The organism is Occultella kanbiaonis (assembly GCF_009708215.1).
In the GTDB taxonomy this organism is placed as follows: domain Bacteria; phylum Actinomycetota; class Actinomycetes; order Actinomycetales; family Beutenbergiaceae; genus Occultella; species Occultella kanbiaonis.
In genome coordinates this window covers 4,533,979-4,557,469 of record NZ_CP046175.1, presented here as the reverse complement: position 1 = coordinate 4,557,469, position 23,491 = coordinate 4,533,979, and the positions used below count along the sequence as shown (strand labels likewise).

Here is a 23,491-nt window from a genome sequence, read left to right as displayed (position 1 = left end):
TCATGGTGCCTCAGAAGCGTCCGCCCCCGCCGGAACGCCGGCCGCCCCCGGAGCGGCCGCCGCTGCGCCGGGAACCGCTGGACCGGGAACTGCTGGAGCGGCTGCGGGAGCTGCTCCGCGAGCTGCCGCCGCCCCACGAGGAACCGCTGCCCCAGGAACTGCCCCACGAGGAGCCGCCCCGGCCGCCGTAGCCGCCGCGGTAGCCGCCGCTGTTGCCGCCGAACATGTTCCCGAGGATCCCGCCGAGGATCAGCGAGCCCGGGTCGACGCCGCGCTGCGAGGAGTACCCGCCGCCACCGGAGTACGGGCTCCGGCTGCGCTCCCAGTTGGACACGTCCGAGGCGGCAAGGTCCTGCGCGGCCTTCGCCGAGTGCCACGCCGCGGTGGTCAGGCGCAGCGCCTGCACCGGGTCGGACTCGGACATCGCACGGGCCTGCTGCAGGGACTCGATCGCGGAGGCGAGCCGGGTCCGGGCGTTCGCCCCGACGGCGCCCCGGTGGGTCTCGATGTAGGTGTTCGTCGAGCGGATCAGTGCGTCGGTGCGGGAGAGCCCGTTCTCGAGCTGGCTCACGGCGCGCTGGCGGACCTCGGTCGCCTCCCGGTGCCCGGCGAGCGCCGCGTCCAGGGTCTGCTCCGCGGCCACGATCTCGGTGAGCGCGGCGAGCGGGTCGCCGTTCTTCTGGCGCGCCGCGGTGGCGGCCTCGATCGCGGAGCGGGCCCGCTCGGCGGCCGGGCCGACCTGCGGGTCCTGCGGGGCCAGCCGCTCCGCATCGGCCACGTCGGCCGTGATGGAGGCGATCGAGGCGTCCAGCCGCTGGACCGCCTGGCTGAGGTTGTCATGGGCGTTCGTGACCGAGTCGAGCAGCGTCACGGCCTGGGCCAGCGCATCCTCGGCCGTGTGTGCGAAGGCGACCGCGGTACCGCGGTCGTTGCCGGTCACGCGCTCACGGCCCTGGCCGACGGCGTCCCTGGCCGCGTCCAGGAGCTGCGCCGCCTGGTCGGGGGCCCGGGCGACGGAGACGAGGGCGGTCTCGGGATAGGTGGCTCGCAGCTGGGTCAGCGTGGCCTGGGCGGCGGGGATCCGAGCCTCGATCTCCCCGGCCCGGGTGTTGATCTCGTCGAGGAGTTGCGGCGCGTTGTCCTGCAACTTGCGCAGCTCCGCGAACGACTCCGCCTGGGCGTCCAGGGCCTTGTCTCCCTGGTCGCAGAGCAGCACGATCTGGGTCAGGATCTGGCGCCGCTCCGGCTCGGACTCCGGCGCCGCGTCGTCGAGGCGTTGCTGCAGTGCGAACGCCTGGGCGAGCTGGCCCTTGACCCCCTCGACGACGGCCTTGAAGTTCTGGGTGGACTGCAGCCCGAACTGGGCCTGGGCGAAGCCGAGCTCCTGCGCGGAGCTGCGCACGTCGTCGTCAAGGCCGACGAGGGCCGATCCGGCGCGCGTGGCCAGGTCCTCTGTGGACAGCGAGGCGAGCACCGCCTCGATCGAGTTCGCGGGCGCCGGTGCGTTCGGCCCGCCGGGGGCACCCGGCACCCCGGGGCGCTGCTGCGCCGCCTGCTGCTGCCGCTTGCGCTTGTTGCTGGAGCGGACCAGCAGGAACGCGCCGCCCCCGACCACGCCGGCCCCGATCAGCACCGGCACCACGGCGCTCCCGCCGCCACCGTTCACCTGGTCGAGGTAGCCGTCCGCCGCGGTGATCGCGGCTCCGCTCCAGTCGTCCACCCGCAGGTCGTCCTCGATGTCCGCCGCCACCGTGGCCAACTGGGAGTCCGAGAGTGGGAGGTCCTCGCCGATCGAGATCGCGTACTCGCGGTCCACCACGGCGATCGCGAGCAGGATGTCGTTCTGGCCGAGGCCGGACATCGTGGCGGTCTCGTCCGCCCACGCCTGGCCGTCCATGCCGTCGAAGGAGTCGACGTACACCGTGAACAGGTCGAGGTCGGATCCTTCCGCGAGCCGCGCCGCGGCCGCCTCGATCTCGGCCTCGTCCCCGGCGGTCACCTGCTCGATGGTGCGGTCCTCCACGTGACCTTCCACACGGAACGGGGCCTCGGCGAGGGCGGGGCCGGCCAGCGCTGCGCCGGCGAACAGCGCTAGACACAGGCCGAGGAACAGTCGCAGCGGCTGGGCGATTCGGGTCACCCGTTGATCCTCTCTTCTCGTGCCGACTCGCGCAACGAGGTTGACGGGCAGTCCTGACCACCCAGGAAGGCTCTCAGCGATCATCCAGAGTTCTGGGGTACCTTCGATCGAGTGACCGAACAGTTCGCCCCCCACTCCACCGAGCACGCCGCCCACGAGGGCGCGCCCGTGCTGACCGTGATCCAGCACGAGGATGCGGTACCCCTCGACCGGCTCGAGCCCTGGCTCGCCGACGTAGCGGTCCGGATCGTCCGACCGGACCGCGGTGATGCCCTCCCGTCCGCCGACGAGCTCGACGGACTCATCGTGCTCGGCGGCACCAACAACGCCTATGACACCGAGGTGGCACCGTGGCTGGCCGCCGAGGGCGACCTCATGCTGGCCGCGATCGAGCACGACGTGCCGGTGCTCGGCATCTGCCTCGGCGCTCAGGTGCTCGCCGCCGCCGGAGGCGGCCAGGTGAGCGTGGACGCCCCGATCGGCCCCGAGCGCGGGGTCATCGAGCTCCGGCTGCGTCCCGATGCCGCCGAGGACCCGGTCCTCGGCGGGGTGGTCACCGCCCTCGGCCGCACCGTATCGGCGCCGTCCATGCACGCCGACGCGATCACGACCCTGCCCGAGGGTGCCATCTGGCTCGCGAGCTCGAACCAGTACCCGTTCCAGGCGTTCCGGCTCGGCAGCGCCCTCGGCGTGCAGTTCCACCCCGAGGCCGGCCCCGAGCTCATGCAGCGCTGGGCGGCCACCCACCAGGACGTGGACACCGACGTGCTCGCCGCCGACCTGACCGCCGCCGAGGACGCACTGGCGACCCTGACCCGCGAGATCGCCGAGGGCTTCGTGGCCCAGGTGCTCGCGGTCCACGACCGCGTCGCCTGAGGAGCAGCCGGACCGGCCGGCCTGCTCGGGGCTCGGTGAGGCAGTACCGCGCGGCTGAAGTAGGACGGTCCGCGGGTCTGTCTCGGGCGGGAGGTTCTGAGTCGCGGCGTGCGGGTCTGTCTCGGGCGGGAGGTTCTGGCCCGGGCGCCGGGTGGGTGGTGCCGGGTGCGGCTCAGTCGCCCGAGATCGAGCCTGCGCCGTTGATCTCCTCGGTCACCTCGGCCCCGCCGGTGTGCGTGATATCCCCGGCGCCGGACACCGTGGCGTCCAGCGTGCCGGTCACCCAGACGTCCATGCTGCCCGCACCCGAGACCGTCGCGACCGCGTGCTCGGACTCCAGGTCACCGGCCAGGTAGTCCCCGGCACCCTCGATCGTGACGTTCTGGTTCACCGCGGTGCCCACGAGTTCCACGCTGCCCGCCCCGGAGACGGTGACGGTCAGGTCCTGCACGTCCACCCCCTCGATACGGACGTCGCCCGCCCCGCGGATGTCCAGGGTCAGGGACTCGCCCGGGGCGACCTCGCCGTCGATCGACCCGGCGCCGGAGATGCTCAGCGCCTCGACGGCGGGCAGGGTCACCTCGTAGTCCACCGTTCCGATGCCGCCGAAGAGCCGGAAGCCGCCGTCGATGTTCAGGACGAGCACGCCGTCCTGGTTCTCGGTGCTGACATCCTCCAGCACGCTCTCGCGTGCGGTGACCAGCAGTTCCGGGGTGTCACCGACCTCCAGGAACAGGTCGCCGCTGCCCTCGAGCTCGATGGCGTGGACGTCGGCGTCGATGTCGTCGCGCGCCTCGGTGACGCGGGGGCCGGAGCCGGAACCGCACCCGACCAGCACCAGGGACAGGCCGGCGATGGCGGTGACGACGGCGACGCGCGAGCGGTGCATGGTTCCTCCGAAGTTGGTGGCCCGCCCCTCCAGCGGGCCACCACCACCCTCTCAGCCTGGGCTCGCGGGCGTCATGGGGATATCCCCCGATCTGACCCTGAGGTGCACCCCGGATCGCCCAGGGTGCCCCAGTAGGGGCTCGATCGTCCGCCGCCCTCCGCAGGGATCGATGTACGCGGGACGTCGCGAATGGGGTTGGATAGCCGGCCCCGGCATGTCAGGGTGGATCGATGCAGGCCATCTGGGACAAGGACCACGTGCTGCTGGATCAGCGGGTCGTGGCCGACGTGGACCGGTCGTTCTGGTCGGAACGGGCACGCGTCGTCATCGAGGGCGTGCCCTGGGAGTTCGGCAAGGACGGCTCAGAGCGCATCGGCACCATCGTGGGCGAACCGGCGGCCCGATGTCGCGCCGCCCGGCCGAGTTTCTGGCGTCAGAACTGGGTGATCGCCATCGGAGCGACGACCCGGTACGAGATCGCGCCGGAGGGTGCGTTCCGACGCTCCTACGCGGTCACGCGGGACGGTCAGTGGATCGGCAGCAGCAGCGTCGGCGGGTTCTGGTCGATCAAGCCCACGCTGGACATCGCCGACGATGTGCCGGTCGCCGACGCCGTCTTCCTGCTCTGGATCGCCTTCCTGATGCGGGCCCGCGCGAACCAGGCCGCCAGCCAGGCCGGGTGAGGGTCGAGCGCGACGCACGGGCCGCCGTCGACCCCATGACGCCCGGCGTCAGCCGGCGTCCTCGACGGGCGCGAGGTCCTCGGCGTCGATGATCGAGTAGGCGTAGCCCTGCTCGGCCAGGAACCGCTGCCGGTGGGCGGCGAAGTCCTGGTCCACCGTGTCCCGGGTGACGACGGCGTAGAAGTGGGCGGTGCGCCCGTCGGCCTTGGGGCGCATCACCCGGCCGAGGCGCTGGGCCTCCTCCTGGCGGGACCCGAACGACCCGGACACCTGGATCGCGACGGCGGCCTCGGGTAGGTCGATCGAGAAGTTCGCGACCTTGCTCACCACGAGCGTGGTGATCTCCCCGGTGCGGAACGCGGCGAACAGGCGCTGCCGCTCCGGCACGGTGGTGGCGCCGGTGATGACGGGGGCGCCGACCTTCTCGCCGAGCTCTTCGAGCTGGTCGAGGTACTGGCCGATGATCAGGATCTGCTCGCCGTCGTGCTTGGCGACCAACTGACGCACCACGTCCAGCTTGCCCTTCGCCGTCGCCGCCATCCGGTACCGGTCCTCCGGCTCGGCGACGGCGTACGCCATCCGGGCGTGGTGCGGCATGTCGAGCCGGACCTCGACGCACTCGGCCGGAGCGATGTAGCCCTGCGCCTCGATGTCCTTCCACGGCGCGTCGTAACGCTTCGGCCCGATCAGGGAGAACACCTCGTCCTCGCGGCCGTCCTCGCGCACCAGGGTGGCGGTCAGGCCGAGCCGACGGCGTGCCTGCAGGTCCGCCGTCATCCGGAAGATCGGCGCCGGCAGCAGGTGCACCTCGTCGTAGAGGATCAGGCCCCAGTCGCGCGCGTCGAGCAGTTCCAGGTGCGTGTACACGCCCTTGCGGCGCGTGGTCAGCACCTGATACGTCGCGATCGTGACCGGCTTGACCTCCTTGCGGGAGCCGGAGTACTCACCGATCTCGTCCTCGGTGAGGGTGGTGCGCTTGACCAGCTCGTCGCGCCACTGGCGGGCGCTGACGGTGTTCGTGACCAGGATCAGGGTGGTGGTGCCGGACTGCGCCATGGCCCCGGCACCGACGATGGTCTTGCCGGCGCCGCAGGGCAGCACCACCACGCCGGAACCGCCGTGCCAGAAGCTCTCGACGGCCTCGCTCTGGTAGGTGCGCATGGCCCACCCGTTCTCCTCGAGGCCGATCTCGTGGGCCTCGCCGTCCACGTAGCCGGCCAGATCCTCGGCGGGCCAGCCGAGCTTGACCAGGACCTGCTTGAGGTGGCCGCGCTCGCTGGGATGCACCACCACGGTGCTGGCGTCCAGCCGGGCACCGACCAGGCCGGCGGTGCGCTTGGACTTCAGCACCTCCTCCAGCACCGGGACGTCGGTGGCGGTGAGCACGAGCCCGTGCGCCGGGTGGGTGGTCAGCTGGAGCCGACCGTACCGGGACATCGTCTCGGCGATGTCGACCAGCAGGTTGTGCGGCACCGGGTAGCGGGAGTACTCGAGCAGGGTGTTGATGACCTGCTCGGCATCATGGCCGGCGGCGCGCGCGTTCCAGAGCCCGAGCGGGGTCAGCCGGTAGGTGTGGATGTGCTCGGGCGCGCGCTCGAGCTCCGCGAACGGAGCGATGGCGCGGCGGCACGGGCCGGCCAGTTCGTGGTCGATCTCGAGGAGGAGGGACTTGTCGGACTGAACGATCAGGGGGCCATCAGGCATCCTTCCATTCTCCACCACGTCCGCGCCGATTGCGTTGGGGTGTGTGCGACCCCACTCAGCCCAGCAGGCTGCTCAGGTCCGAGCCCGTGGTGACCTCCGCCGTCGGCTCGCCCTTGCGGTACAGCCGCGCACCGGTGGCCACGCCGCCGAGGGTGAGCGAGGCGCCGCTGCGGCGCAGCCAGGTGCCCTCCCGCATCGCGAGCACCGGGACGTCGTTCTCCTCCAGGTACTGCTGCAGGCGCTCGTCGCGGGTCTCGCCCTGATGGCTCGAGCTCGGGTCCGGGTCGAGGTAGTGCGGATTGATCTGGAACGGCACCAGGCCGATGCCCGCGAACGAGGCCGGCTCCACGATCGGCATGTCGTTCGTGGTCCGGATGCTCGGGGTCGCCACATTGGTGCCCGCGCTCGAGCCGAGGTAGCGCAGCCCACCCGCGACGGCGTCCCGGATCGCCTCGACGAGGCCGCGCCGCTGCAGCTGGTCCAAGAGCCGGAACGAGTTGCCACCGCCGACGAACACCGCGTCGAGACCGGCCAACGGGTCGTCCGGGCGTTCGTGCAGGCCCACCACCTCGGCGTCGAGGAAGGACAGCCCACGGCGGACCTGTGCGGTGTAGGCGTCGTGGTCGGCGAGTGCGAACGGCACGAACCCGATGCGCGCGACCCCCGTGAACGCCTCGGCGATCGCGTCCTGCGCGTGCTCGAGATAGCCCCTGCCCGGGGCCGTGGAGTTGGACAGCAGCAGGAGTTCCATCGTCGCCTCTCGGTGGGGGTCGGGCCCGTTCATCGTGCCACCTCCGGCCGGGCATGCGGCACCCGGCGTGGGGCCTCCCGCTCGGCCGGGGTGGTTAGTCTGAGGCCGCGCCGGGCCGATCGCCCGGTGCCGCCAACCGCTTGACCGATGAACAGGAGCCCCCATGCTCAAGCACGTCCTGACCATCCTCGACCTCCTCGACGACCCGCGCGTCGACGGCGAACGGGTCGCCGCGCACCTGCGCGACCTCGCCGGCGACGTGGTCGAGGCGATCGGCATCGACGTGACGAGAGTGCAGGGCGACAAGGGCCACACCGACTTCGTGACCGTCCGCGTGCCCGGCACGGATGGGCGCTCCTCGGGCGGGGACGCCCGCACCCTCGGTGTGATCGGGCGCCTCGGCGGGATCGGTGCGCGCCCCGAGCGGATCGGCTACGTCTCCGACGGAGACGGGGCGACGGCGGCCCTGGCCACCGCGGCGAAGGTGGTCGAGATGTACGCCCGGGGCGATCGGCTGCCCGGGGACGTCATCATCGGCACGCACGTGTGCGCCTGGGCGCCGACCCGTCCGCACGAGCCGGTCCCGTTCATGGACTCGCCCGTGGACATGGGCGTCATGAACGACAACGAGGTGCTGCCGGAGATGGACGCGATCGTCTCGATCGACACCACGAAGGGCAACCGCGTCATCAATCACCGCGGCATCGCGATCTCACCCACCGTGCGGCAGGGCTACATCCTGCCGGTCAGCCCGGACCTGGTCTCCGTGTACGAGAGCGTCTGCGGTGAGCCGGCCCAGGTGTTCCCGCTGTCCACCCAGGACATCACGCCCTACGCCAACGGGCTCTACCACATCAACTCGATCCTGCAGCCGGCCGTGGCCGCGCAGGTGCCGGTGGTGGGTGTCGCGCTGACGGCGGTCACAGCGGTGGCCGGCTCCGCGACCGGGGCGAGCCATGAGGTCGACATCGCCCTCGCGGCCCGCTACGCGCTCGAGGTCGCGAAGGGGTTCGGCGACGGCTCGCTGTCCTTCTGCGACGAGCAGGAGTTCGCCACCCTGACGCGTCTGTACGGGGATGCCACGCACCTGCAGGGTGTCGGCACCGACTGAGCCCCAACTGCCGCCGGACGGGGCGGGATCGCGAGTTCGCTCGCGGTCCCGCCCCGTTCGCGTCCAGTCGGCGCGCTCGCCGTCCAGATCGGTCGACGGCGTTAACCCGGCCGTTACACACTCGTGGGAGTGTTGCTAGTATCGGTTCGCTCGACCCGATATGAGCAACAGGAGACTTCGCATGGCCGCACCCAACGCAGGGCACCTGCAGACGGTCGGCCGCGCGCTCGCAGTGCTTCGGTCCTTCACCCACGAAAACCCGACGCGAGGCGTCTCCGAGCTGGCACGAGAACTCGGCCTGGACAAGTCCCAGACGCAGCGGGTGCTCGCCACGCTGGCCGCCCAGGGTTTCACCGTTCTCGATCCGGTCACCCGGCGCTACTCCCTCGGCCCGGCCCTCGTGGTGCTCGGCCATCTCGCCGAACACAGCGAGGGCGTGCGGCACCGCCTCGAGCCGCACCTGGCGGTGCTCTCGACCACCACTGGCGAGAGCACGGTCGTCTGCGTGCCCGACGGCGCCCGGTACCGCACGGTCGCGGCCGTCGACGGTCCGGGCATGGTGCGGTACAACACCGCGCTCGGGCGCACCTACCCCGGCCACCTCGGCGCCACCGGGCACGCGATCTTCGCGTTCTCGACGGTGCTGGACGCCCGCGAGATCCTGGTCGCGGCCGGCGACGAGGACCCGCCGGCGGTCGAGGTGGCCGCGCTCCAGACCCGCCACGAGCAGGTTCGCAGCCTCGGCTACGCCGTCTCGACGGGAGAGTTCGACGAGCGGGTCATGGCGATCTCCGCGCCGATCCTGCTCGAGGGAGCAGTCTTCGGATCCGTGACCACCCTCGGGCCCCCGCAGTACATGGCAGATCGCTCCACAGAGCTGATCGACGCCGTCCGCCACGCCGCCAGCGACATCGGAGCGACCCTCCGGAGCTGACCGGGCGTCCCCGGCAAGCATCCCCCCATGAAGGAGGCCATCCATGGCCGAACGAACCACGCCCAGCACCACGACCGAGGAGCGGCTGGTGCACCCCCGGGCCTTCGCGCCCGCCACGCTCATCCTCACCGTCCTGCTCTCGGTCCTCGGCGCCTACATCGGCCTGCACCTGATCACCACGCTCGGCATCTCCGCGAACACCTCCGTGGTGGGCGCGCTGATCGCGATGGTGATCGGCCGGATCGGTATCGGGTTCTTCGGGAAGTTCCGTGACACGAACCGGCAGAACCTGGCCCAGACCGCGATCTCATCGGCCACGTTCGGCGCCGCGAACGCGCTGCTGACCCCGATGGCGATCGGCTGGGCGTATGGGCGGATCGACCTCGTCTGGCCGCTGCTGATCGGCGCTGTCGTCGGCCTCGGTGTGGACTCCTGGGTGCTCTACCGCAGCTTCGGCTCCCGGTTCCTGCCGGCCACCGCAGCCTGGCCGCCGGGTATCGCCGCCGCCGAGACCATCAAGGCCGGTGACAAGGGCGGCAAGCGCGCCGCCGTGCTCGCCGGCGGCGGCGTGGTCGGTGCGGTGCTGGCCTGGGTCGGGCTCAGCGGGTCCGCCGCCGGCGTGGCCCTGATCGGCAACGTCGTCGCCCTGTTCATGTTCGCCATCGGGCTCGCCGTCAACCAGTTCATCACCCTGCTGCCCGGCCTGGCTGACTTCTCCCTGAGCGGTCAGTTCATCCCGCACGGCGTCATGATCGGCGCGGGCATCGTGGCCCTGATCCAGGCCGGCGTCCTGCTCAGCAACCGGCGCAGCAAGGCCCAGCGGGCCGGCGACGACACCGCCGCGCAGGCCGCGGCCGCCGACCCCACCGCGGCCGACCCCGCCGACGCCGACTCGGTCACCCCCGGGCAACTCCGGCGAGCCCTGTCCTCCGGTGTGGTGATGTTCCTCGCCGGCGCCGTGCTGCTGGCCATCATCACCGGCCTCGTCACCGAGATGAGCATCCCGGCGATCATCGGCTGGGCCCTGTTCGCGGCGTTCGCCGCGTTCGTCCACGAGATCATCGTCGGCCTCGCCGCCATGCACTCCGGCTGGTTCCCGGCGTTCGCGGTCACCCTGATCTTCCTCGTGATCGGCCTCGTCGTCGGGCTCCCGGAGGTTCCCCTGGTGGTGCTGGTCGGGTACTGCGCGGCCACCGGGCCGGCGTTCGCCGACATGGGCTACGACCTCAAGGCCGGCTGGGTGCTCCGCAAGGTCCACTCCCGCCACCCGCAGTACGACGCGTACGAGCGGGACGGGCGTCGCCAGCAGTACTACTCGGCGATCGTCGGCTTCGTCGTCGCGCTCGTCGTGGTCGCGCTGCTGTGGCGCTCCTACTTCGAGGACGGGCTGATCCCGCCGGTGGCGGTCGTGTACGCGGACACCATCACGGCCGGCCTGACCGACCCCGATGCCGTGCGCAACCTGGTGATCTGGGCGATCCCGGGCGCGCTCATCCAGGCCATCGGCGGCCCGAAGCGACAGATGGGCGTCATGCTCGCCACCGGCCTGCTCCTCTCGGTGCCCTGGGCCTGCTTCCTGGTGGCGGGCGCGCTCGCGGTCCGTCTGGTCGTCCGGCACGTCAAGGGCCCCAAGGCGGAGGAGGAACTCTCCCTCGTCGGAGCGGGCCTCATCGCCGGTGACGCGCTCGCATCCCTCGGCCGCGTCTTCCGCTGACGCACGGCCGGCCCCTCGACCACCCCGCGGCGGCTCCGCCGTCACGTCAAGTCAAACGAAGGGAGTGACCCATGGAGGTCACCAACCGAATCGAGTCCCGCAGCGAGTATCTGTCCTTCGAGGCCATGGTCGGCGCACGCAAACTGATCGAGGAGATCATGTGCGTCAAGCCGGGGGAGAACGTCCTCATCACCACAGACACGTCCTCGGACATGCGCGTCGCCGACCTGCTCGGCGGCGCGGCGATGGCCGCCGGAGCGCACCCCGTGATCGTCCGTTACGAGACCCGGTGGGCTTCCGCGATCGAGCCGCCGGCCCCGGTCGCCGGCGCCGCCCTCGGTGCGGACGTCTGGATCGAGCTCCAACTCGGCTACCTGATGCACTCGGACGCGTTCCGCGCCGCCATGGCCCGCGGCACCCGCTACACCTGCCTGACCGGCTTGGACGTGCAGATGCTCGTGGACACCGTGGCGAAGGTCGACTACGCAGGCGTCCGCGAGCTGGGGGACAAGCTCGTCGAGCTGCTCAGCGCCGGTGAGGAGATCCGGATCACGTCCGCCAACGGCATGGACATCACCGGCCGCACCGGCGACCGCCCGATCCACGTGCGCGGCATCCCGGCGGACAAGCCCGGCATGTCGGTGATGCTCGCGGGGCAGATTTCCTGGAACCCGATCGAGGAGAGCCAGAACGGCACGATCGTCTTCGACGGCGCCGCCTGGCCGCCGGACGACAACGGGCTGATCGCCAACCCGATCACGCTCACGGTCGCCGACGGTGTGGTCACCGACGTGGCCGGCGAGGGCCGCGATGCCCAGATCTACCGCAACTGGCTCGCCGCCCAGAACGACCCGAACATGTACCGGGTGGCGCACTGGTCGCTCGGCTACAACCCCGGCGTGACGCGGTCCACCGGCCGGATCGTCGAGGACGAGCGGGTGTTCGGCTGCGTCGAGTTCGGCATCGGCACCAAGGGAGCCTGGATCGGCGGCGAACCGTGGGTCGCGCCGGCGCACTCCGACGGATCCGCGGTGTCCCCGAGCATCTTCGTGGACGGCACCCCGATCGAGGAGGACGGGCGCTACGTGCACCCCGAACTGGTCGAGATCTGCCGCAGACTCGGCGTCGAGGGCTACTGATGTCGCTGACCACGGCCGGCTACCGGATCGACGGCCACGACGTCCGCGAGCACGAGCTCAAGGTCCCGCTCGACCACACCGGTGCCACGCCCGGCACCATCGACGTGTTCGCCCGCGAGATCGTGCGCGACGGCGGATCCCACCATCCGTACCTGGTCTGGTTCCAGGGTGGGCCGGGTAACCGGGCCAACCGGCCGGACTCGATCGGTGGCTGGCTCGACCGCGCGCTCGAGGACTACCGGGTGCTGCTGCTGGACCAACGCGGGACCGGCCGGTCGACGCCGGCGAACCGGCAGACCCTCACCGGGGACGCGGTGGCGCAGGCGCAGTACCTGTCGCACCTGCGCGCCGATGCCATCGTGGCCGACGCCGAGGCGCTGCGGACCGAGCTCATCGGGGACGCGCCGTGGACGCTGCTCGGGCAGAGCTTCGGCGGCTTCGTCATCACCGCCTACCTCTCCCAGGCACCGGCGGGGATCCGGGAAGCCATGATCACGGCCGGGCTGCCGGGCCTGCGCACCCCCGTCGAGGACACCTACCGGCTCACGTATGCCGCCACCGCCCGCCGCAACCTGGAGTACTTCGCCCGGCACCCGCAGGACGAGCAGACGGCCCGGGCGGTCGCGGCGCACCTGGACGGCGAGGCGGAGATCCTGCCCACCGGGGAGCGGCTCAGCTCCCGCCGACTGCGCACCCTCGGGATCAACCTTGGCACCCGGACCGGCTTCGACTCGCTGCATTACGCCCTGGAGTCGCCGTTCACCACGGTCAACGGCGCCCGCCGGCTGACCGACTCGTTCCTCGACGAGGTCGGCAGGGCCCTGAGCTTCGCGCCGCGCCCTCTGTACGCCGTGCTGCACGAGAGCATCTACGCCCAGGGCGCGGCCACCGGCGGCGCCACGCAGTGGGCGGCGCACCGGGTCCGGGACGAGTTCGGCGAGTTCGCACTGGACGCCGGCCCGGGCGCCCCGTTCCGATTCACCGGCGAGCACATCTACCCGTGGCAGTTCGAGGAGGACCCGGCCCTGGTCCCGCTCCGGAACACCGCTGACCTCCTCGCCCGCCGTGCGGACCTGCCCGCCCTGTACGACCCCGACGTGCTCGCCGAGAACACCGTCCCGGTCGCTGCGGCGATCTACCACGACGACATGTTCGTCCCGCGGCAGACCTCCCTGGCCACCGCGGCGGCCATCCGCGGGCTCCGCCCGATCATCACCAACGACTACCAGCACGACGGAATCCGTGTGGACGGCCGCAACCTGCTCGACCGGCTCATCCGCACACTCCGACGCTGAGGGGAACCATGACCACGCTCGCCCTGATCACCATCGGCCAGGCACCTCGCACCGATGTCACCCCCGAGATCCTCCCGGTGCTGCCCGCGGACGACATCCGCGAGTACGGCGCCCTGGACGGCCTCGACGCCGAACAGATCGCCGCCCTCGCACCGCGCCCCGGCGAGTCCGCGCTCACCTCACGCCTGCGCGACGGTGGTTCGGCGGTCTTCGGTCACGACCGCGCGGTGCCCCTGCTGCAGGAGGCCGTCACTCGGGCCGAGCAGGACGGCGCCGACCTGAGCCTGCTGATGTGCGGCGGTCTGTTCCCGGCACTGGTGCATGAGCGCCCGCTGTTCGGGGTGGAACGCCTGGCGCACGACGGCGTCCGGGGCCTGCTCGGCGGGTTCGGGCCCGGCGCGCGGCTGGGTGTGGTGCGGCCGCTGCCCGAGCAGACCGCCGAGGCATACGAGCACTGGGCAGCCAGCATCGGGGTGCGCCCGAGCGCGGCCACCGCGGCGAGCCCGTACACAGAAACGGTCGAGACGATCGCCGCGGCCGCGGCGACGCTCGCTACGGAGGCGGACCTGATCGTGCTCGACTGCATGGGCTTCGACGAGACCATGCGCGCGGCGGCGACCGCCGCCGTCGGGCCGGACGTCACCGTGGTGACCATCCGCTCCGTCGCCGCCAGACTGCTCGGCGCCGTGCTGTGAGCGCGCCACTGACCGTCGGGGTGATCCGCGTCGTGACCTCCGACGACTGGGAGTTCCTCGAGGCCCACGGCCGAGTGCTGGAGCAGACCCACGGCTACCGCACCGTGACCGCGTGCTTGCCGGACCAGCCACACGGCGTCCACGACGACCGCACGTTCGCGGCCGCCGCCCAGAAGATGCCCGCAGCGGCCCGAGCCCTGGTGGCCGAGGGGGCCGCCGCGGTGATCCTCTCGTGCGCCGCCGACCCGGGCCTCACCTGGGCCCGGGCGGCCGTGGACGTGCCGGTCATCGGGGCCGGATCGGCGGGCGCGGCGAGCGCGCTGGCGATGGGCGGTGCCGTCGGGGTGCTCGGCATCACCGAGGAGGTGCCCGAGTCCGTCACCTCCGTGCTCGGCGACCGGCTCGTGGCGTCACGGGTGCCCGCCGGGGTGACCCGCACCACCGAACTGACCACGGCGTGGGGCGCACGGGCGGCGGTGGAGGCCGCCACCGAGCTGAGGGACGCCGGCGCCACGTCGATCCTGTTCGCCTGCACCGGGCTGACCACGCTGAACCTGGCGGAGCCGGTCCGGGCCGCCACCGGGCTGCCCGTGGTGGATGCGGTCAAGGCCGCGGGCCTGGTTGCCGCGGACGCCCTCGACGTCAGTTCTCGATAACCTCCTGCGGCCAGGCAGGGGCGTGCAGGTGGGTGATCAGGCCGTTCTCCGAGGTGATGACGAGGAGCGCGGTCGGCCTGCCGTCTGAGTAGGTGAGCACGCCGAACATGTCCGCGATCTCGACGATCCGGAACTCGCGATCCGCGGCGCCCACGCGGTGGCGCTTCGCCCCGCTCGCGACCTCGGCCGCGCCACGGACGATCCGCACCCCGCCGGCCTCGGTGCCCAGGTCGACCCGGAGCACCACGTCGGGATGCAGGATCGCCAGCAGGTCGTCGAAGTTGCCATCCCGGCCGGCCGCGAGGAACGCCTCCACCACCGCGCGCTGCCGGGCCCGGTCCGCGCCGCTGCGGCGCAGCTGCCGGCCGGACTCGGTGCCGCGGATCCGGGCCCGGCCCCGGCTCGCGAGCTTGCGTGCCGCCTGCGGGGTCCGGTCCAGAACCTCGCCGATGTCCCCGAACGGGAGCCCGAACACGTCGTGCAGGACATAGGCGAGACGCTCGTCGGGTGAGAGCTGGTCGAGCACGATCATGAGGGCATAGCCGACCGCGTCGGCGATCTCGGCCGTCGCCGCCGGGTCGTCGGCGGCGCGTGTCACCGGCTCTTCGGGCACCTCGCCGAGCGGCTCCTCACGGCGGCGCCCGCGGGAGCGGAGCGCGTCCAGGCAGATCCGGCTCACCACCTGAGTGAGCCAGGGACGCAGGTTCTCGATGGTGGTCGGATCGGTCCGCTCGAGGCGCAGCCAGGCCTCCTGGACCGCGTCCTCCGCGTCCGTGAACGAACCGAGCATCCGGTAGGCGACCGTCGTGAGATAGCGACGATGCGCCTCGAACGCGACTGCCTCGCTCCGCTCCTGACCTGGGCTACCTGCGCCGGTCATCCTGCTCCTTGCCGCCGGTGTTCGCAGCCGGCTCGCGCTGTGTGCCGTCATCGACGCTACCGCAGTGCCGGTTCGGCGGTGTTCGCCAGTGCCGGCGTGACGTTGTGGTTGCCGGCGAACACGTTCCCCGGGTCGTACGTCCGCTTGATCCCGCGCAGTCGGCGGAGCGTCTGCGGCGGGTACACCGCCTCGACGTCGGCGGCGGTCGCCGTGTCGAGGAAGTTCGCGTAGGCCCCGTCGACGTGCGGACCGAGCTCCCGCCAGATGTCCCGGATGCGGCCGATGGCCGCGCCGACGACCGCCTCCGGGCCGGCGGCCGCGATGACGACCAGGAACTCCGCCGACCGGTGGCCGAACGCCGTGGCGTCCGGCGGAACCTGCGACATCGCACCGCCGAGACTGCGCACAGCGATCGCGGGCGGTGCCTCGTCCCGCGCCCGGCCAGCGAGGATCTCCATCGCCGCCCTCGCCCCGCCCCGGGCGACGAAGGCGTTGCTCGCCGAGATGCGCAGGCCCGGCGGGAGCATCGCGCCGTCGACGAGGATGTCCGAGTACCGGTGCTGGTTGACGTCGTCGGCGACGATCGTGCCGAGCCGGCGGATGGGCTCGAGGACCCGGTCGGCCGCGCTCGCGTCCTCACCGTGGACCGCGACCACCACCTCCACCGGCGCCTCACGGCCTCCCCCGAACGGGTTGGCGAGGTTCACGATCGAGGTCAGCTCGTGCGGCGCCGCCCGCATGACGTCCGCCCAGCCGGGCAGCACGGCGCCCACCTCGTCGGCCGGGAACGCGATCCGCCCGAACCGGAGACCAGCCCCTGGCCGTGCCTGGAACTCGAAGGACGTCACGACCCCGAAGTTCCCGCCACCGCCCCGCAGTGCCCAGAACAGTTCGGGATGCCGGTCGGCGTCCACGGTGCGGACCGCCGCGTCCGCGGTCACGATCTCGGCCGCGACGAGGCTGTCCAGGGTCAGCCCGTGCTCCCGGACCAGCCAGCCGATGCCGCCGGAGAGCGTCAGACCGCCGACCCCAACGCTCGAGGTGTCCCCGGAGGAGATGACAAGGTCGTGCGGTGCGAGGGCGGTCGTGACCCTGGGCCCACGTGGCGCCGCCGCCGACGCGCACCCGTCCCGTCTCCGCGTCGACCTCGACGTCCGCGAGGTTCGAGAGGTCGAGGACCGCGCCGGCGTCGAGGGTGCCGAACCCGGCGAACGCGTGCCCGCCCCCGCGTACCGCGAGCGGTATCCGTTCCGCGGCGGCGAACCTGATGGCGCGTCGCACATCGGACGTGCCCGCCGGGCGCAGCACCACGTCGGGAGTGCCGAAGGCCAGTGCCGTGCGACGGGCGCCGTCGTAGGCCGGCGTGCCCGGCTCGATGACCGTTCCGATGAAGTCCTGACGCAAGGCGTCCAGAGCTGACGTCATGGGTTGTTCCTTCCTCTGCGATGACACCGCCGGACGGCGGTTCATCTGGAGGACGACGAGCGGTAGCGGAATGTGACCGGTACTACGGTTGGTACACGACCGGACACCGGCGGACCCGGCACGTCCGCGCTCGGCGATTCCATGCCCAGCTTCACCGAAGAAGGAACGATGACCTACACCCCTGAGCCGAACCGCTACGACGACGCCACCTACCGCCGAGTGGGCCGCAGCGGCCTGGACCTGCCCGCGATCTCCCTCGGCCTCTGGCACAACTTCGGCGACGACGTGCCGATGGAGCGGCAGCGAGCCATCCTGCGCCGTGCGTTCGACCTCGGCGTCACCCATTTCGACCTCGCGAACAACTACGGCCCGCCGTACGGCTCCGCGGAGGCCAACTTCGGCCGCCACCTCGCCGCGGACTTCCGGCCGTTCCGCGACGAGCTGGTCATCTCCTCCAAGGCGGGCTACGACATGTGGCCGGGCCCGTACGGGCAGGGCGGCGGCTCACGCAAGTACGTGCTCGCCAGCCTGGACCAGTCCCTGACCCGGATGGGCCTGGAGTACGTCGACATCTTCTACTCGCACCGCTTCGACCCGACCACGCCGCTCGAGGAGACGATGGGCGCCCTGCACACCGCGGTGCAGCAGGGCAAGGCGCTCTATGCCGGGATCTCGTCCTACTCGCCCGAGGACACCCGCCGCGCCGCGCAGATCCTTGCCGACCTCGGCACCCCGCTGCTGATCCACCAGCCGTCCTACTCGATGCTGAACCGGTGGGTCGAGACCGAGGGACTGCTGGACGCCCTCGAGGACGTCGGCGCCGGGTGCATCGCGTTCTCCCCGCTCGCCCAGGGCATGCTCACGAACAAGTACCTGGGCGGTATCCCCGAGGGGTCGCGCGCCAGCCAGCACAAGTCGCTGAACCCGGATCAGCTCACGGAGCAGGCGCTCGCCAAGATCCGCGCGCTCAACGAGATCGCGTCGGGTCGCGGGCAGAGCCTGGCCCAGCTCGCACTCGCCTGGGGCCTGCGCGACGAGCGGGTGACCTCGGTGCTCATCGGGGCCAGCAGCGTCGGCCAGCTGGAGGACAGCCTCGGCGCACTCGACAACCTCGAGTTCTCCGGCGATGAGCTCGAGGCGATCGAGGCCGTGCTCGGCGCGAAGCAGCCCGACTCGCCGGTCGACCTCTGGTCGTCCTCACGCAAGGGCTGAGCGCGCCCGAACCCATCAGCCCTGGCGGGACGGCGGACGTCTCGACCACCGCGGCATCGTCGCGCAACCGTAGGAGGGCCACCCGGGAGGGGGAGGCCGCACGGGGCAGCAGCGATGAATTCCGGCCCGGCGGCGGGTCTGTCTGGGTGCACTCCACCGGAAGGGCACCGATGAGCAATCGCACCATGGCAGACCGCGCCGCCGAGGCACTGACCACCACGCTCACCCCGATCGTCGAGGGCGGCAGCCCACCCGGGCTCACCTGGGGCATCGACGTCGACGGCGAGCGCCAGGTCGGCGCACTCGGTCACCTTGACGCCGGGCACACCCGGTCGACGGCGGCCGACACCGTCTACCGGATCAGTTCCGTGACCAAGCCGGTCACCGCCGTCGCCGCGCTCGCCCTGGTGGAGGACGGCACCCTTGCGCTCGACGCACCGGTCGACGACCTCCTTCCCGAGCTCGCGGACCGCCGCGTGCTGGTCCGACCCGACGGCCCGCTCGAGGAGACCGAGCCCGCGAGGCGCCCGATCACGGTCGAGGACGTGCTCTCGTTCCGGCTCGGGCACGGGATGGACTTCACCACGATGGGCACACCGACACCGTTGGACGAGGCGATGACCGAGGCCGGGTTGTCCGCCGGCCCACCGGCGCCGCAGCAACACCTGCCGGCCGACGAGTGGCTTGCGCTGCTCGGTACGTTCCCGCTGCGGCACCAACCGGGGGAGCGGTGGCTGTACAACACCGGCGCGGAGGTGCTCGGGGTCCTGATCAGCCGGGCCACCGGGACCTCCCTGGGCAGCGTGCTGGCCGACCGGGTGCTCGGGCCGCTCGGCATGCGGGACACCGGCTTCAGCGTTCCGGCGGAGCAGTCCGAGCGGTTCGGTGCCTGCTTCTGGCCGCCCGATCCCGAGACCGGGTTCGCCGGCGTCTACGACCCCCCGGACGGGCAGTGGGCCTCGCCGCCGGCCTTCGAGGGCGGCGACGCCGGGCTCGTCTCGACGGTCGAGGACCTGCTGGCGTTCGGCGCGATGCTCCGCGACGGCGGCGCCTGCGGCGGGACCCGGGTGCTCCTGCCGGGCAGCGTCGCCGCGATGACGACGAACCGGCTCACGAAGGCCCAGCTCGCCGCCAACAGCCCGAGCCCGGACGGGAGCACGGGGTGGGGCCTGGGCGTCGGCGTCGCGCTGACGCCGACGCCGTCGGTCGTGGGCAGTTACGGCTGGGACGGTGGCCTCGGGTCCGCCTGGCGCAACGACACCGCGCGCGGGCTGAGCGCGGTCCTGCTCACGAACGAGGCGTGGGCGGCCCCGGTCCCGACGGCGGTCATCGACGCATTCTGGACGGTGCTCGCCGAGTCGGTGCCGATGACCTGAGCCCGCCGCGTGGGGTCGAGCCCGTTACGGGCGGCCCACCCCGTGGTAGGTCCACCCGGTGGCCCGCCAGGCGGCCGGGTCGAGGACGTTGCGCCCGTCGATGATCTGCGGGGAGGCGACCACCTCGCGCAGCTCGGCCGGGTCGAGGTCGCGGAACTGGCGCCACTCGGTGAGCAGGAGCACCAGGTCCGCGTCCTTCGCCGCCTCGAACGCGTCCGCGGCCACGTCCATGTCCGGCCGGGACTTGGCGAGCTTCGGTCCGGCGGCCGGGTCGGTGATGATCACCCGGGCGCCCTGGCCGGCGATGGCGTTCGCGATGTCCAGGGCGGGGGAGTTGCGCATGTCGTCGGAGTCGGGCTTGAACGCGGCACCGAGCACGGCGACCCGCTTCCCGCTGAACGTGCCACCGAGGAGGCGGTGCGCGAGTTCGACGGCGGCCGTGCGGCGCCGGGTGTTGATGGTGTCCACCTCGCGCAGGAACGTCAGGGCCTGGTCCACGCCGAGCTCGCCGGCGCGGGCCATGAACGCCCGGATGTCCTTGGGCAGGCACCCGCCGCCGAAGCCGACCCCGGCGCGCAGGAACTTCGGGCCGATCCGGTCGTCGTGCCCGATCGCCTCGGCCAGCACGGTGACGTCCGCGCCGGTGGCCTCGCACAGCTCGGCCATCGCGTTGATGAACGAGATCTTCGTGGCCAGGAACGAGTTGGCGGCCACCTTCACCAGCTCCGCGGTGGCGTAGTCCGCCGTCAGCCGCGGGATGCCCGCAGCCAGCATCGATGCGTACACGGCGTCGAGCACCGCGCCGGAGGCCTCGGCGGCGTCCGGGTCGCCGGGGAGCCCGTAGATGATGCGGTCCGGGGTGAGCGTGTCCTGCACGGCGAAGCCCTCGCGCAGGAACTCGGGGTTCCAGACCAGGTGTGCGGGGGAGCCGCCGACCTGGGCGGCGAGCCGCGCGGCGGTGCCGACTGGGACCGTGGACTTGCCGACCACCAGGGTCGGCCCGTCCGGGTGCTCGACCAGGTGCGGGATGAGGCCCGCGACTGCCGCGTCCACGTAGGTCATGTCCGCGGCGTAGCCCTCGTCGGACTGCGGCGTGCCGACCGCGATGAAGTGCACCTGCGCGCCGCGCACATCGGCGTAGTCGGTGGAGAAACGCAGCCGCCCGCCGCTGACCTGACGCGCGAGGAGCTCGTCGAACCCTGGCTCGTGGAACGGCGCCTTGCCGCTGTTGAGGAGGTCGACCTTGCCGGCGTCGACGTCGATCCCCACCACGTCATGTCCGAGCTCTGCCATACAGGTTGCGTGGACGGCCCCGAGGTAGCCACAACCGATCACCGAAATATGCATGATCGCCATCCTAGGTCGGGTCAACCGCGCTGGCCGCCGTATCGGTCGGAACGGCTGGAGCCGCCGGGCCGGTTCGGAGCGGCAACCGCTCAGTTCGGGGCCGGGCCGACCGGTCGTACCGCCGCGATCCGGTGCACCGCAACGGTGATCTCGGAGTCCCGGCTCAGGTCGCGCACCCGCACCCGGCCACCGTCCACACTCACCGGGCGGACTCGTCGCCGCTCGGTGCGCCCGCTCGGGCCGGCCATCACCAGGTCCACGTCCGTGCCGTGCGCCGCGGCGGCACGGAGCAGGTCGACCGACCGGCCGGGATCGGTGAGGTCGGGCTGGGCGGCGCGTTCGGTGAGTAGCCGCCGGGCCCGCTCCTCCCCGGCGTGCATGCCGGCCACCACCTCGGCGAGCGGCACCGCCGTCGGGCTCGGCGTTGTCGAGCCCGCGACCGGCCGGGCCGCGCGTACGGCGCGGGAGGAGAGCACCAGCAGTTCGCCGTCGGCGCCCTCGAGGAGCGGGGCGCCGCCCGCCGCGCGCAGGGCGTCCGCGACGTCGTGCGCGCTCGCCTGCGCGGCCAGCACAGTCGGGGCGATCAGCCGCAGCCCCAGGTGCGCCAGCCGGGCGTCGGCGAGCACCGCCGTCAGGGCGCGGGCGTCCTCGGAGCGCAGGAACGCTCGCGCGGAGCCGACGCGCACCTGTCCGTGCGTACGGGCCGTGTCCGCGATCAGATACTCCAGGGGCTGCGGCAACGGGGTGCGGGAGACCTCCCGCAGCCGGTCGAGCAGCGCCTGCGCCGTGAGCCCGGAATCGAGGGCCCGCCGGATCGAGGTTGCGGTGAACCGCACGGTCAGCGCGGCGCCACGGCTCTCGACGTCGGCGCTCGTCGCGAGCAGGGCCGCCAGCGTGGCACTGGGCCGGCCGGGCACGATGCCGCTCAGGTCACCCTGCACGAAGATCTCGTCGACCGACGGCGGCAGGTCCCGCGCGAACGCGGTCGCCAGCGCGCTCTCGCCGGCGCCGTCGAGGAGCAGCCGGGTGGACTCGCCGAGGGCGCCCGCGCCGGTCAGGCCGAGCGTGGCGGCCTCGTCGAGGATCGCCTGCACGGCACTCAGCGGCGGCGCCGCCCTGGCCGTGTGCCAGGCGACGTGCGCGTGGACGGCCGCCGCGTCCGGGGCGGCGTGCTCCGGCCAGGCACGCACCGACTCCAGCACCCGCCGCCGCAGCGGGGATGCCCAGGCGCGCTCCAGGTCCGGCTCCAGGGCTGAGCGGAGCACGCCCTTGTCCGTGCGGGAACCCGCCAGCCACGGGGTCCGCGGCGAGTCCAGCCAGGCCCGCACGGTCCGCGCCCACCTGGTCGGCATGGGCTCCTCGCGCCAGTCCTCGGCCTCGGCGACCGGCGCCCAGACGCTGCCGTCCACGTCGTGGAAGTGCCCGAGCAGACCGAGCATCCCGGCGAGCTCCACCATGAACGCGGCCCGGGCGCTCGTCGCCTCGAGCGCGCTCGCGACCTGGCGCAGGTCCCGCACGCCCAGGCCGCCCGAGCGCAGGACTGCCGGCGGGTCCTTCGTCCAGGCGTCCAGGACCAGCCCGACGGCGTGCATCGCCTCCTCGGCGACGCGCACCGTCTCGGCGGCGACCGTCGCCGGCGGGCGGCTGGTCGCCTCGGGTAGGGGAGGCTCGGTGCGCAGCTCGCGGACCAGACGGCCACCCCGGGCGGCGAGCGCCACCTCCCGCGGCAGGACCAGCTGGGTCGGCGCGATCCGGTACAGCACGTGCGCGTCGAGCAGCCACCGGGCCGCCGGCGGGATGTCGTTGGTCACGGTGCCCAGCGGCGGGCCCCAGGTCAGTGCCTCGAGCATCCGGACCGGCCCGGGCGGTGCCTTCGCGAGCACGGCGGTGAGCGCCCGGTTGGTGGTCGGCCAGCCGTCGGCGAGGTTGACCGGCAGGTCGCTCAGGCTCGGGCCGAGGCCCAGCGGGTGCGGGCCGATCGCCTCCGCGAGGGCGGGCACGGGCCGGGCGCCGTCGAGGTCGCCGGTGGCCAGCGCGACGTCGAGCAGACGCTGCAGGTAGCCGGTCACGTCCGTGCCGAGCAGGGCAGCGAGCCGGGCCACGGGGACACCGGCAGGTTCATCGGCGACCACGAGGGCCTCGGCGACCGTCAGCGTCGGAGCGTCGAGGTGAGCCAGGGCGCGGCTGACCGAGGCCCGGGAGCCCGCTCGGGTGATCATCGCGGTCACCGAACTCGGCGCCGGGCTGGCCAGGTCCGGGCGCTCCGTCAGGAGGTTCAGCAGGCGGGCGTCGTCCCATCCGCGCAGGGCCGCCGCGAGGGTGTCGCCGTCGGCGGGCTGACCGGCGGCGTTCGGGCGGGTGGTCATCCGCACAATTCTACGGGCCAACCCTGGGCGGACGGTTCCCGTCGGCCTGTGAGTGCCGCGCTCGGGGATCCCGGACGGGTCAGCGGGGTCGCAACGCCGGTGCAGGTCCCGTCTTCGTGGTCGCGGGCCCGGCCTGCTGGCGCTGGTCCGCCGGGGTGTCCGCAGGCCCGGCCTCGGCGCGATCGCGCTCGAGCTGTGGGCTGCTGGGGACCGGGACCCTGCGGTGACGGATCCTGGCGCTGGTGCTCATGACGGACGACCTCGGTGTCGGGTGCGGGAACGGGTCCCAGACTTCCCC

Annotated in this window: 20 protein-coding genes and 2 pseudogenes; 11 read left to right on the top strand and 11 right to left on the bottom strand. The window is 72.5% G+C overall.

Annotated features, from left to right (window positions below):
- Positions 1-10 precede the first annotated feature (10 nt).
- Positions 11-2,140, bottom strand: a complete 2,130-nt coding sequence (locus GKS42_RS20940) for a TPM domain-containing protein (protein ID WP_168217934.1) — start codon at positions 2,138-2,140, stop codon at positions 11-13.
- Between the two features lie 111 nt (positions 2,141-2,251).
- On the opposite strand from GKS42_RS20940, the gene GKS42_RS20935 reads away from it, so the two are divergent.
- Entirely contained in the window at positions 2,252-3,016 is a 765-nt protein-coding gene (locus GKS42_RS20935) for a type 1 glutamine amidotransferase (protein WP_154795585.1), read from the top strand.
- A 172-nt stretch (positions 3,017-3,188) separates the two neighbouring features.
- Here GKS42_RS20935 and GKS42_RS20930 read toward each other — a convergent pair whose 3' ends face one another.
- The gene (locus tag GKS42_RS20930; protein WP_154795584.1) at positions 3,189-3,905 is read right to left on the bottom strand and encodes a head GIN domain-containing protein; all 717 of its coding nucleotides are present in this window, start codon (positions 3,903-3,905) and stop codon (positions 3,189-3,191) included.
- Between the two features lie 230 nt (positions 3,906-4,135).
- Between GKS42_RS20930 and GKS42_RS20925 the strand changes: the two genes are divergently transcribed.
- Positions 4,136-4,588, top strand: a complete 453-nt coding sequence (locus GKS42_RS20925) for a hypothetical protein (RefSeq protein WP_154795583.1) — start codon at positions 4,136-4,138, stop codon at positions 4,586-4,588.
- Positions 4,589-4,636: 48 nt separating this feature from the next.
- Here GKS42_RS20925 and GKS42_RS20920 read toward each other — a convergent pair whose 3' ends face one another.
- Both GKS42_RS20920 and pepE read right to left on the bottom strand, forming a co-directional pair.
- A complete protein-coding gene (locus GKS42_RS20920; protein WP_154795582.1) occupies positions 4,637-6,292 on the bottom strand; it encodes a DNA repair helicase XPB in 1,656 nt (551 codons plus the stop codon).
- A 55-nt stretch (positions 6,293-6,347) separates the two neighbouring features.
- Positions 6,348-7,076: a dipeptidase PepE gene (gene pepE / locus GKS42_RS20915; RefSeq protein WP_210769234.1), complete on the bottom strand. Its 729-nt coding sequence runs from the start codon at positions 7,074-7,076 to the stop codon at positions 6,348-6,350.
- Positions 7,077-7,206: 130 nt separating this feature from the next.
- Here pepE and GKS42_RS20910 point away from each other — a divergent pair, with 130 nt between their 5' ends.
- The 7 genes from GKS42_RS20910 to GKS42_RS26290 all read left to right on the top strand — a co-directional run bounded on the left by GKS42_RS20910 (position 7,207) and on the right by GKS42_RS26290 (position 14,587).
- On the top strand, positions 7,207-8,154 hold the full coding sequence (locus GKS42_RS20910) for a DUF1177 domain-containing protein (protein WP_154795581.1): 948 nt from the start codon (positions 7,207-7,209) through the stop codon (positions 8,152-8,154).
- A gap of 181 nt (positions 8,155-8,335) precedes the next feature.
- A complete protein-coding gene (locus GKS42_RS20905) occupies positions 8,336-9,088 on the top strand; it encodes an IclR family transcriptional regulator (protein ID WP_168217933.1) in 753 nt (250 codons plus the stop codon).
- Positions 9,089-9,131: 43 nt separating this feature from the next.
- Positions 9,132-10,802, top strand: a complete 1,671-nt coding sequence (locus GKS42_RS20900; RefSeq protein ID WP_154795579.1) for an OPT/YSL family transporter — start codon at positions 9,132-9,134, stop codon at positions 10,800-10,802.
- A 71-nt stretch (positions 10,803-10,873) separates the two neighbouring features.
- Positions 10,874-11,941 carry a 2,5-dihydroxypyridine 5,6-dioxygenase NicX family protein gene (locus tag GKS42_RS20895; protein WP_154795578.1) on the top strand — a complete coding sequence of 356 codons (1,068 nt, stop codon included), beginning with the start codon at positions 10,874-10,876 and terminating at the stop codon, positions 11,939-11,941.
- Positions 11,941-13,236 carry an alpha/beta fold hydrolase gene (locus GKS42_RS20890; RefSeq protein ID WP_154795577.1) on the top strand — a complete coding sequence of 432 codons (1,296 nt, stop codon included), beginning with the start codon at positions 11,941-11,943 and terminating at the stop codon, positions 13,234-13,236. The genes GKS42_RS20895 and GKS42_RS20890 overlap by 1 nt, the downstream gene beginning before the upstream one ends.
- 8 nt (positions 13,237-13,244) lie before the next feature.
- Positions 13,245-13,931: an AroM family protein gene (locus GKS42_RS20885; protein ID WP_154795576.1), complete on the top strand. Its 687-nt coding sequence runs from the start codon at positions 13,245-13,247 to the stop codon at positions 13,929-13,931.
- Entirely contained in the window at positions 13,928-14,587 is a 660-nt protein-coding gene (locus tag GKS42_RS26290; protein WP_210769233.1) for an aspartate/glutamate racemase family protein, read from the top strand. The genes GKS42_RS20885 and GKS42_RS26290 overlap by 4 nt, the downstream gene beginning before the upstream one ends.
- Here GKS42_RS26290 and GKS42_RS20880 read toward each other — a convergent pair.
- The 4 genes and pseudogenes from GKS42_RS20880 to GKS42_RS26725 form a co-directional block, all read right to left on the bottom strand.
- The gene (locus tag GKS42_RS20880) at positions 14,574-15,467 is read right to left on the bottom strand and encodes a sigma-70 family RNA polymerase sigma factor (RefSeq protein ID WP_210769232.1); all 894 of its coding nucleotides are present in this window, start codon (positions 15,465-15,467) and stop codon (positions 14,574-14,576) included. The genes GKS42_RS26290 and GKS42_RS20880 overlap by 14 nt on opposite strands.
- 56 nt (positions 15,468-15,523) lie before the next feature.
- Positions 15,524-16,408, bottom strand: a complete 885-nt coding sequence (locus GKS42_RS26630; protein WP_232848127.1) for an FAD-binding oxidoreductase — start codon at positions 16,406-16,408, stop codon at positions 15,524-15,526.
- Between the two features lie 30 nt (positions 16,409-16,438).
- Positions 16,439-16,750 (bottom strand): annotated as a pseudogene (locus GKS42_RS27055) (hypothetical protein); the annotation flags it as partial.
- Positions 16,632-16,892: pseudogene (locus GKS42_RS26725) on the bottom strand (FAD-binding protein); the annotation flags it as partial. The pseudogenes GKS42_RS26725 and GKS42_RS27055, both read right to left, overlap by 119 nt.
- A gap of 168 nt (positions 16,893-17,060) precedes the next feature.
- Between GKS42_RS26725 and mgrA the strand changes: the two are divergent.
- Both mgrA and GKS42_RS20865 read left to right on the top strand, forming a co-directional pair.
- A complete protein-coding gene (gene mgrA, locus GKS42_RS20870; RefSeq protein WP_154795575.1) occupies positions 17,061-18,104 on the top strand; it encodes an L-glyceraldehyde 3-phosphate reductase in 1,044 nt (347 codons plus the stop codon).
- 170 nt (positions 18,105-18,274) lie between these two features.
- Complete coding sequence (locus GKS42_RS20865; RefSeq protein ID WP_154795574.1) at positions 18,275-19,480, top strand: serine hydrolase domain-containing protein; 1,206 nt, start codon at positions 18,275-18,277, stop codon at positions 19,478-19,480.
- Positions 19,481-19,504: 24 nt separating this feature from the next.
- On the opposite strand, the gene GKS42_RS20860 is transcribed toward GKS42_RS20865, so the two are convergent.
- The 3 genes from GKS42_RS20860 to GKS42_RS26065 form a co-directional block, all read right to left on the bottom strand.
- The gene (locus GKS42_RS20860) at positions 19,505-20,827 is read right to left on the bottom strand and encodes a UDP-glucose dehydrogenase family protein (RefSeq protein ID WP_154795573.1); all 1,323 of its coding nucleotides are present in this window, start codon (positions 20,825-20,827) and stop codon (positions 19,505-19,507) included.
- Between the two features lie 89 nt (positions 20,828-20,916).
- Complete coding sequence (locus GKS42_RS20855; protein ID WP_154795572.1) at positions 20,917-23,193, bottom strand: helicase-associated domain-containing protein; 2,277 nt, start codon at positions 23,191-23,193, stop codon at positions 20,917-20,919.
- A 79-nt stretch (positions 23,194-23,272) separates the two neighbouring features.
- Positions 23,273-23,443: a hypothetical protein gene (locus GKS42_RS26065; protein ID WP_168217932.1), complete on the bottom strand. Its 171-nt coding sequence runs from the start codon at positions 23,441-23,443 to the stop codon at positions 23,273-23,275.
- Positions 23,444-23,491 lie beyond the last annotated feature (48 nt).

Excerpts from the sequence above, each read along its gene's own strand:
- GKS42_RS20930 (WP_154795584.1), bottom strand. The coding sequence starts at position 3,905 with ATGCACCGCTCGCGCGTCGCCGTCGTCACCGCCATCGCCGGCCTGTCC.
- GKS42_RS20925 (WP_154795583.1), top strand. The coding sequence starts at position 4,136 with ATGCAGGCCATCTGGGACAAGGACCACGTGCTGCTGGATCAGCGGGTC.
- GKS42_RS20920 (WP_154795582.1), bottom strand. The coding sequence starts at position 6,292 with ATGCCTGATGGCCCCCTGATCGTTCAGTCCGACAAGTCCCTCCTCCTC.
- pepE (WP_210769234.1), bottom strand. The coding sequence starts at position 7,076 with ATGAACGGGCCCGACCCCCACCGAGAGGCGACGATGGAACTCCTGCTG.
- GKS42_RS20910 (WP_154795581.1), top strand. The coding sequence starts at position 7,207 with ATGCTCAAGCACGTCCTGACCATCCTCGACCTCCTCGACGACCCGCGC.
- GKS42_RS20905 (WP_168217933.1), top strand. The coding sequence starts at position 8,336 with ATGGCCGCACCCAACGCAGGGCACCTGCAGACGGTCGGCCGCGCGCTC.
- GKS42_RS20900 (WP_154795579.1), top strand. The coding sequence starts at position 9,132 with ATGGCCGAACGAACCACGCCCAGCACCACGACCGAGGAGCGGCTGGTG.
- GKS42_RS20895 (WP_154795578.1), top strand. The coding sequence starts at position 10,874 with ATGGAGGTCACCAACCGAATCGAGTCCCGCAGCGAGTATCTGTCCTTC.
- GKS42_RS20890 (WP_154795577.1), top strand. The coding sequence starts at position 11,941 with ATGTCGCTGACCACGGCCGGCTACCGGATCGACGGCCACGACGTCCGC.
- GKS42_RS20885 (WP_154795576.1), top strand. The coding sequence starts at position 13,245 with ATGACCACGCTCGCCCTGATCACCATCGGCCAGGCACCTCGCACCGAT.
- GKS42_RS20880 (WP_210769232.1), bottom strand. The coding sequence starts at position 15,467 with ATGACCGGCGCAGGTAGCCCAGGTCAGGAGCGGAGCGAGGCAGTCGCG.
- mgrA (WP_154795575.1), top strand. The coding sequence starts at position 17,061 with ATGACCTACACCCCTGAGCCGAACCGCTACGACGACGCCACCTACCGC.
- GKS42_RS20865 (WP_154795574.1), top strand. The coding sequence starts at position 18,275 with ATGAGCAATCGCACCATGGCAGACCGCGCCGCCGAGGCACTGACCACC.
- GKS42_RS20860 (WP_154795573.1), bottom strand. The coding sequence starts at position 20,827 with ATGCATATTTCGGTGATCGGTTGTGGCTACCTCGGGGCCGTCCACGCA.
- GKS42_RS20855 (WP_154795572.1), bottom strand. The coding sequence starts at position 23,193 with ATGACCACCCGCCCGAACGCCGCCGGTCAGCCCGCCGACGGCGACACC.
- GKS42_RS26065 (WP_168217932.1), bottom strand. The coding sequence starts at position 23,443 with ATGAGCACCAGCGCCAGGATCCGTCACCGCAGGGTCCCGGTCCCCAGC.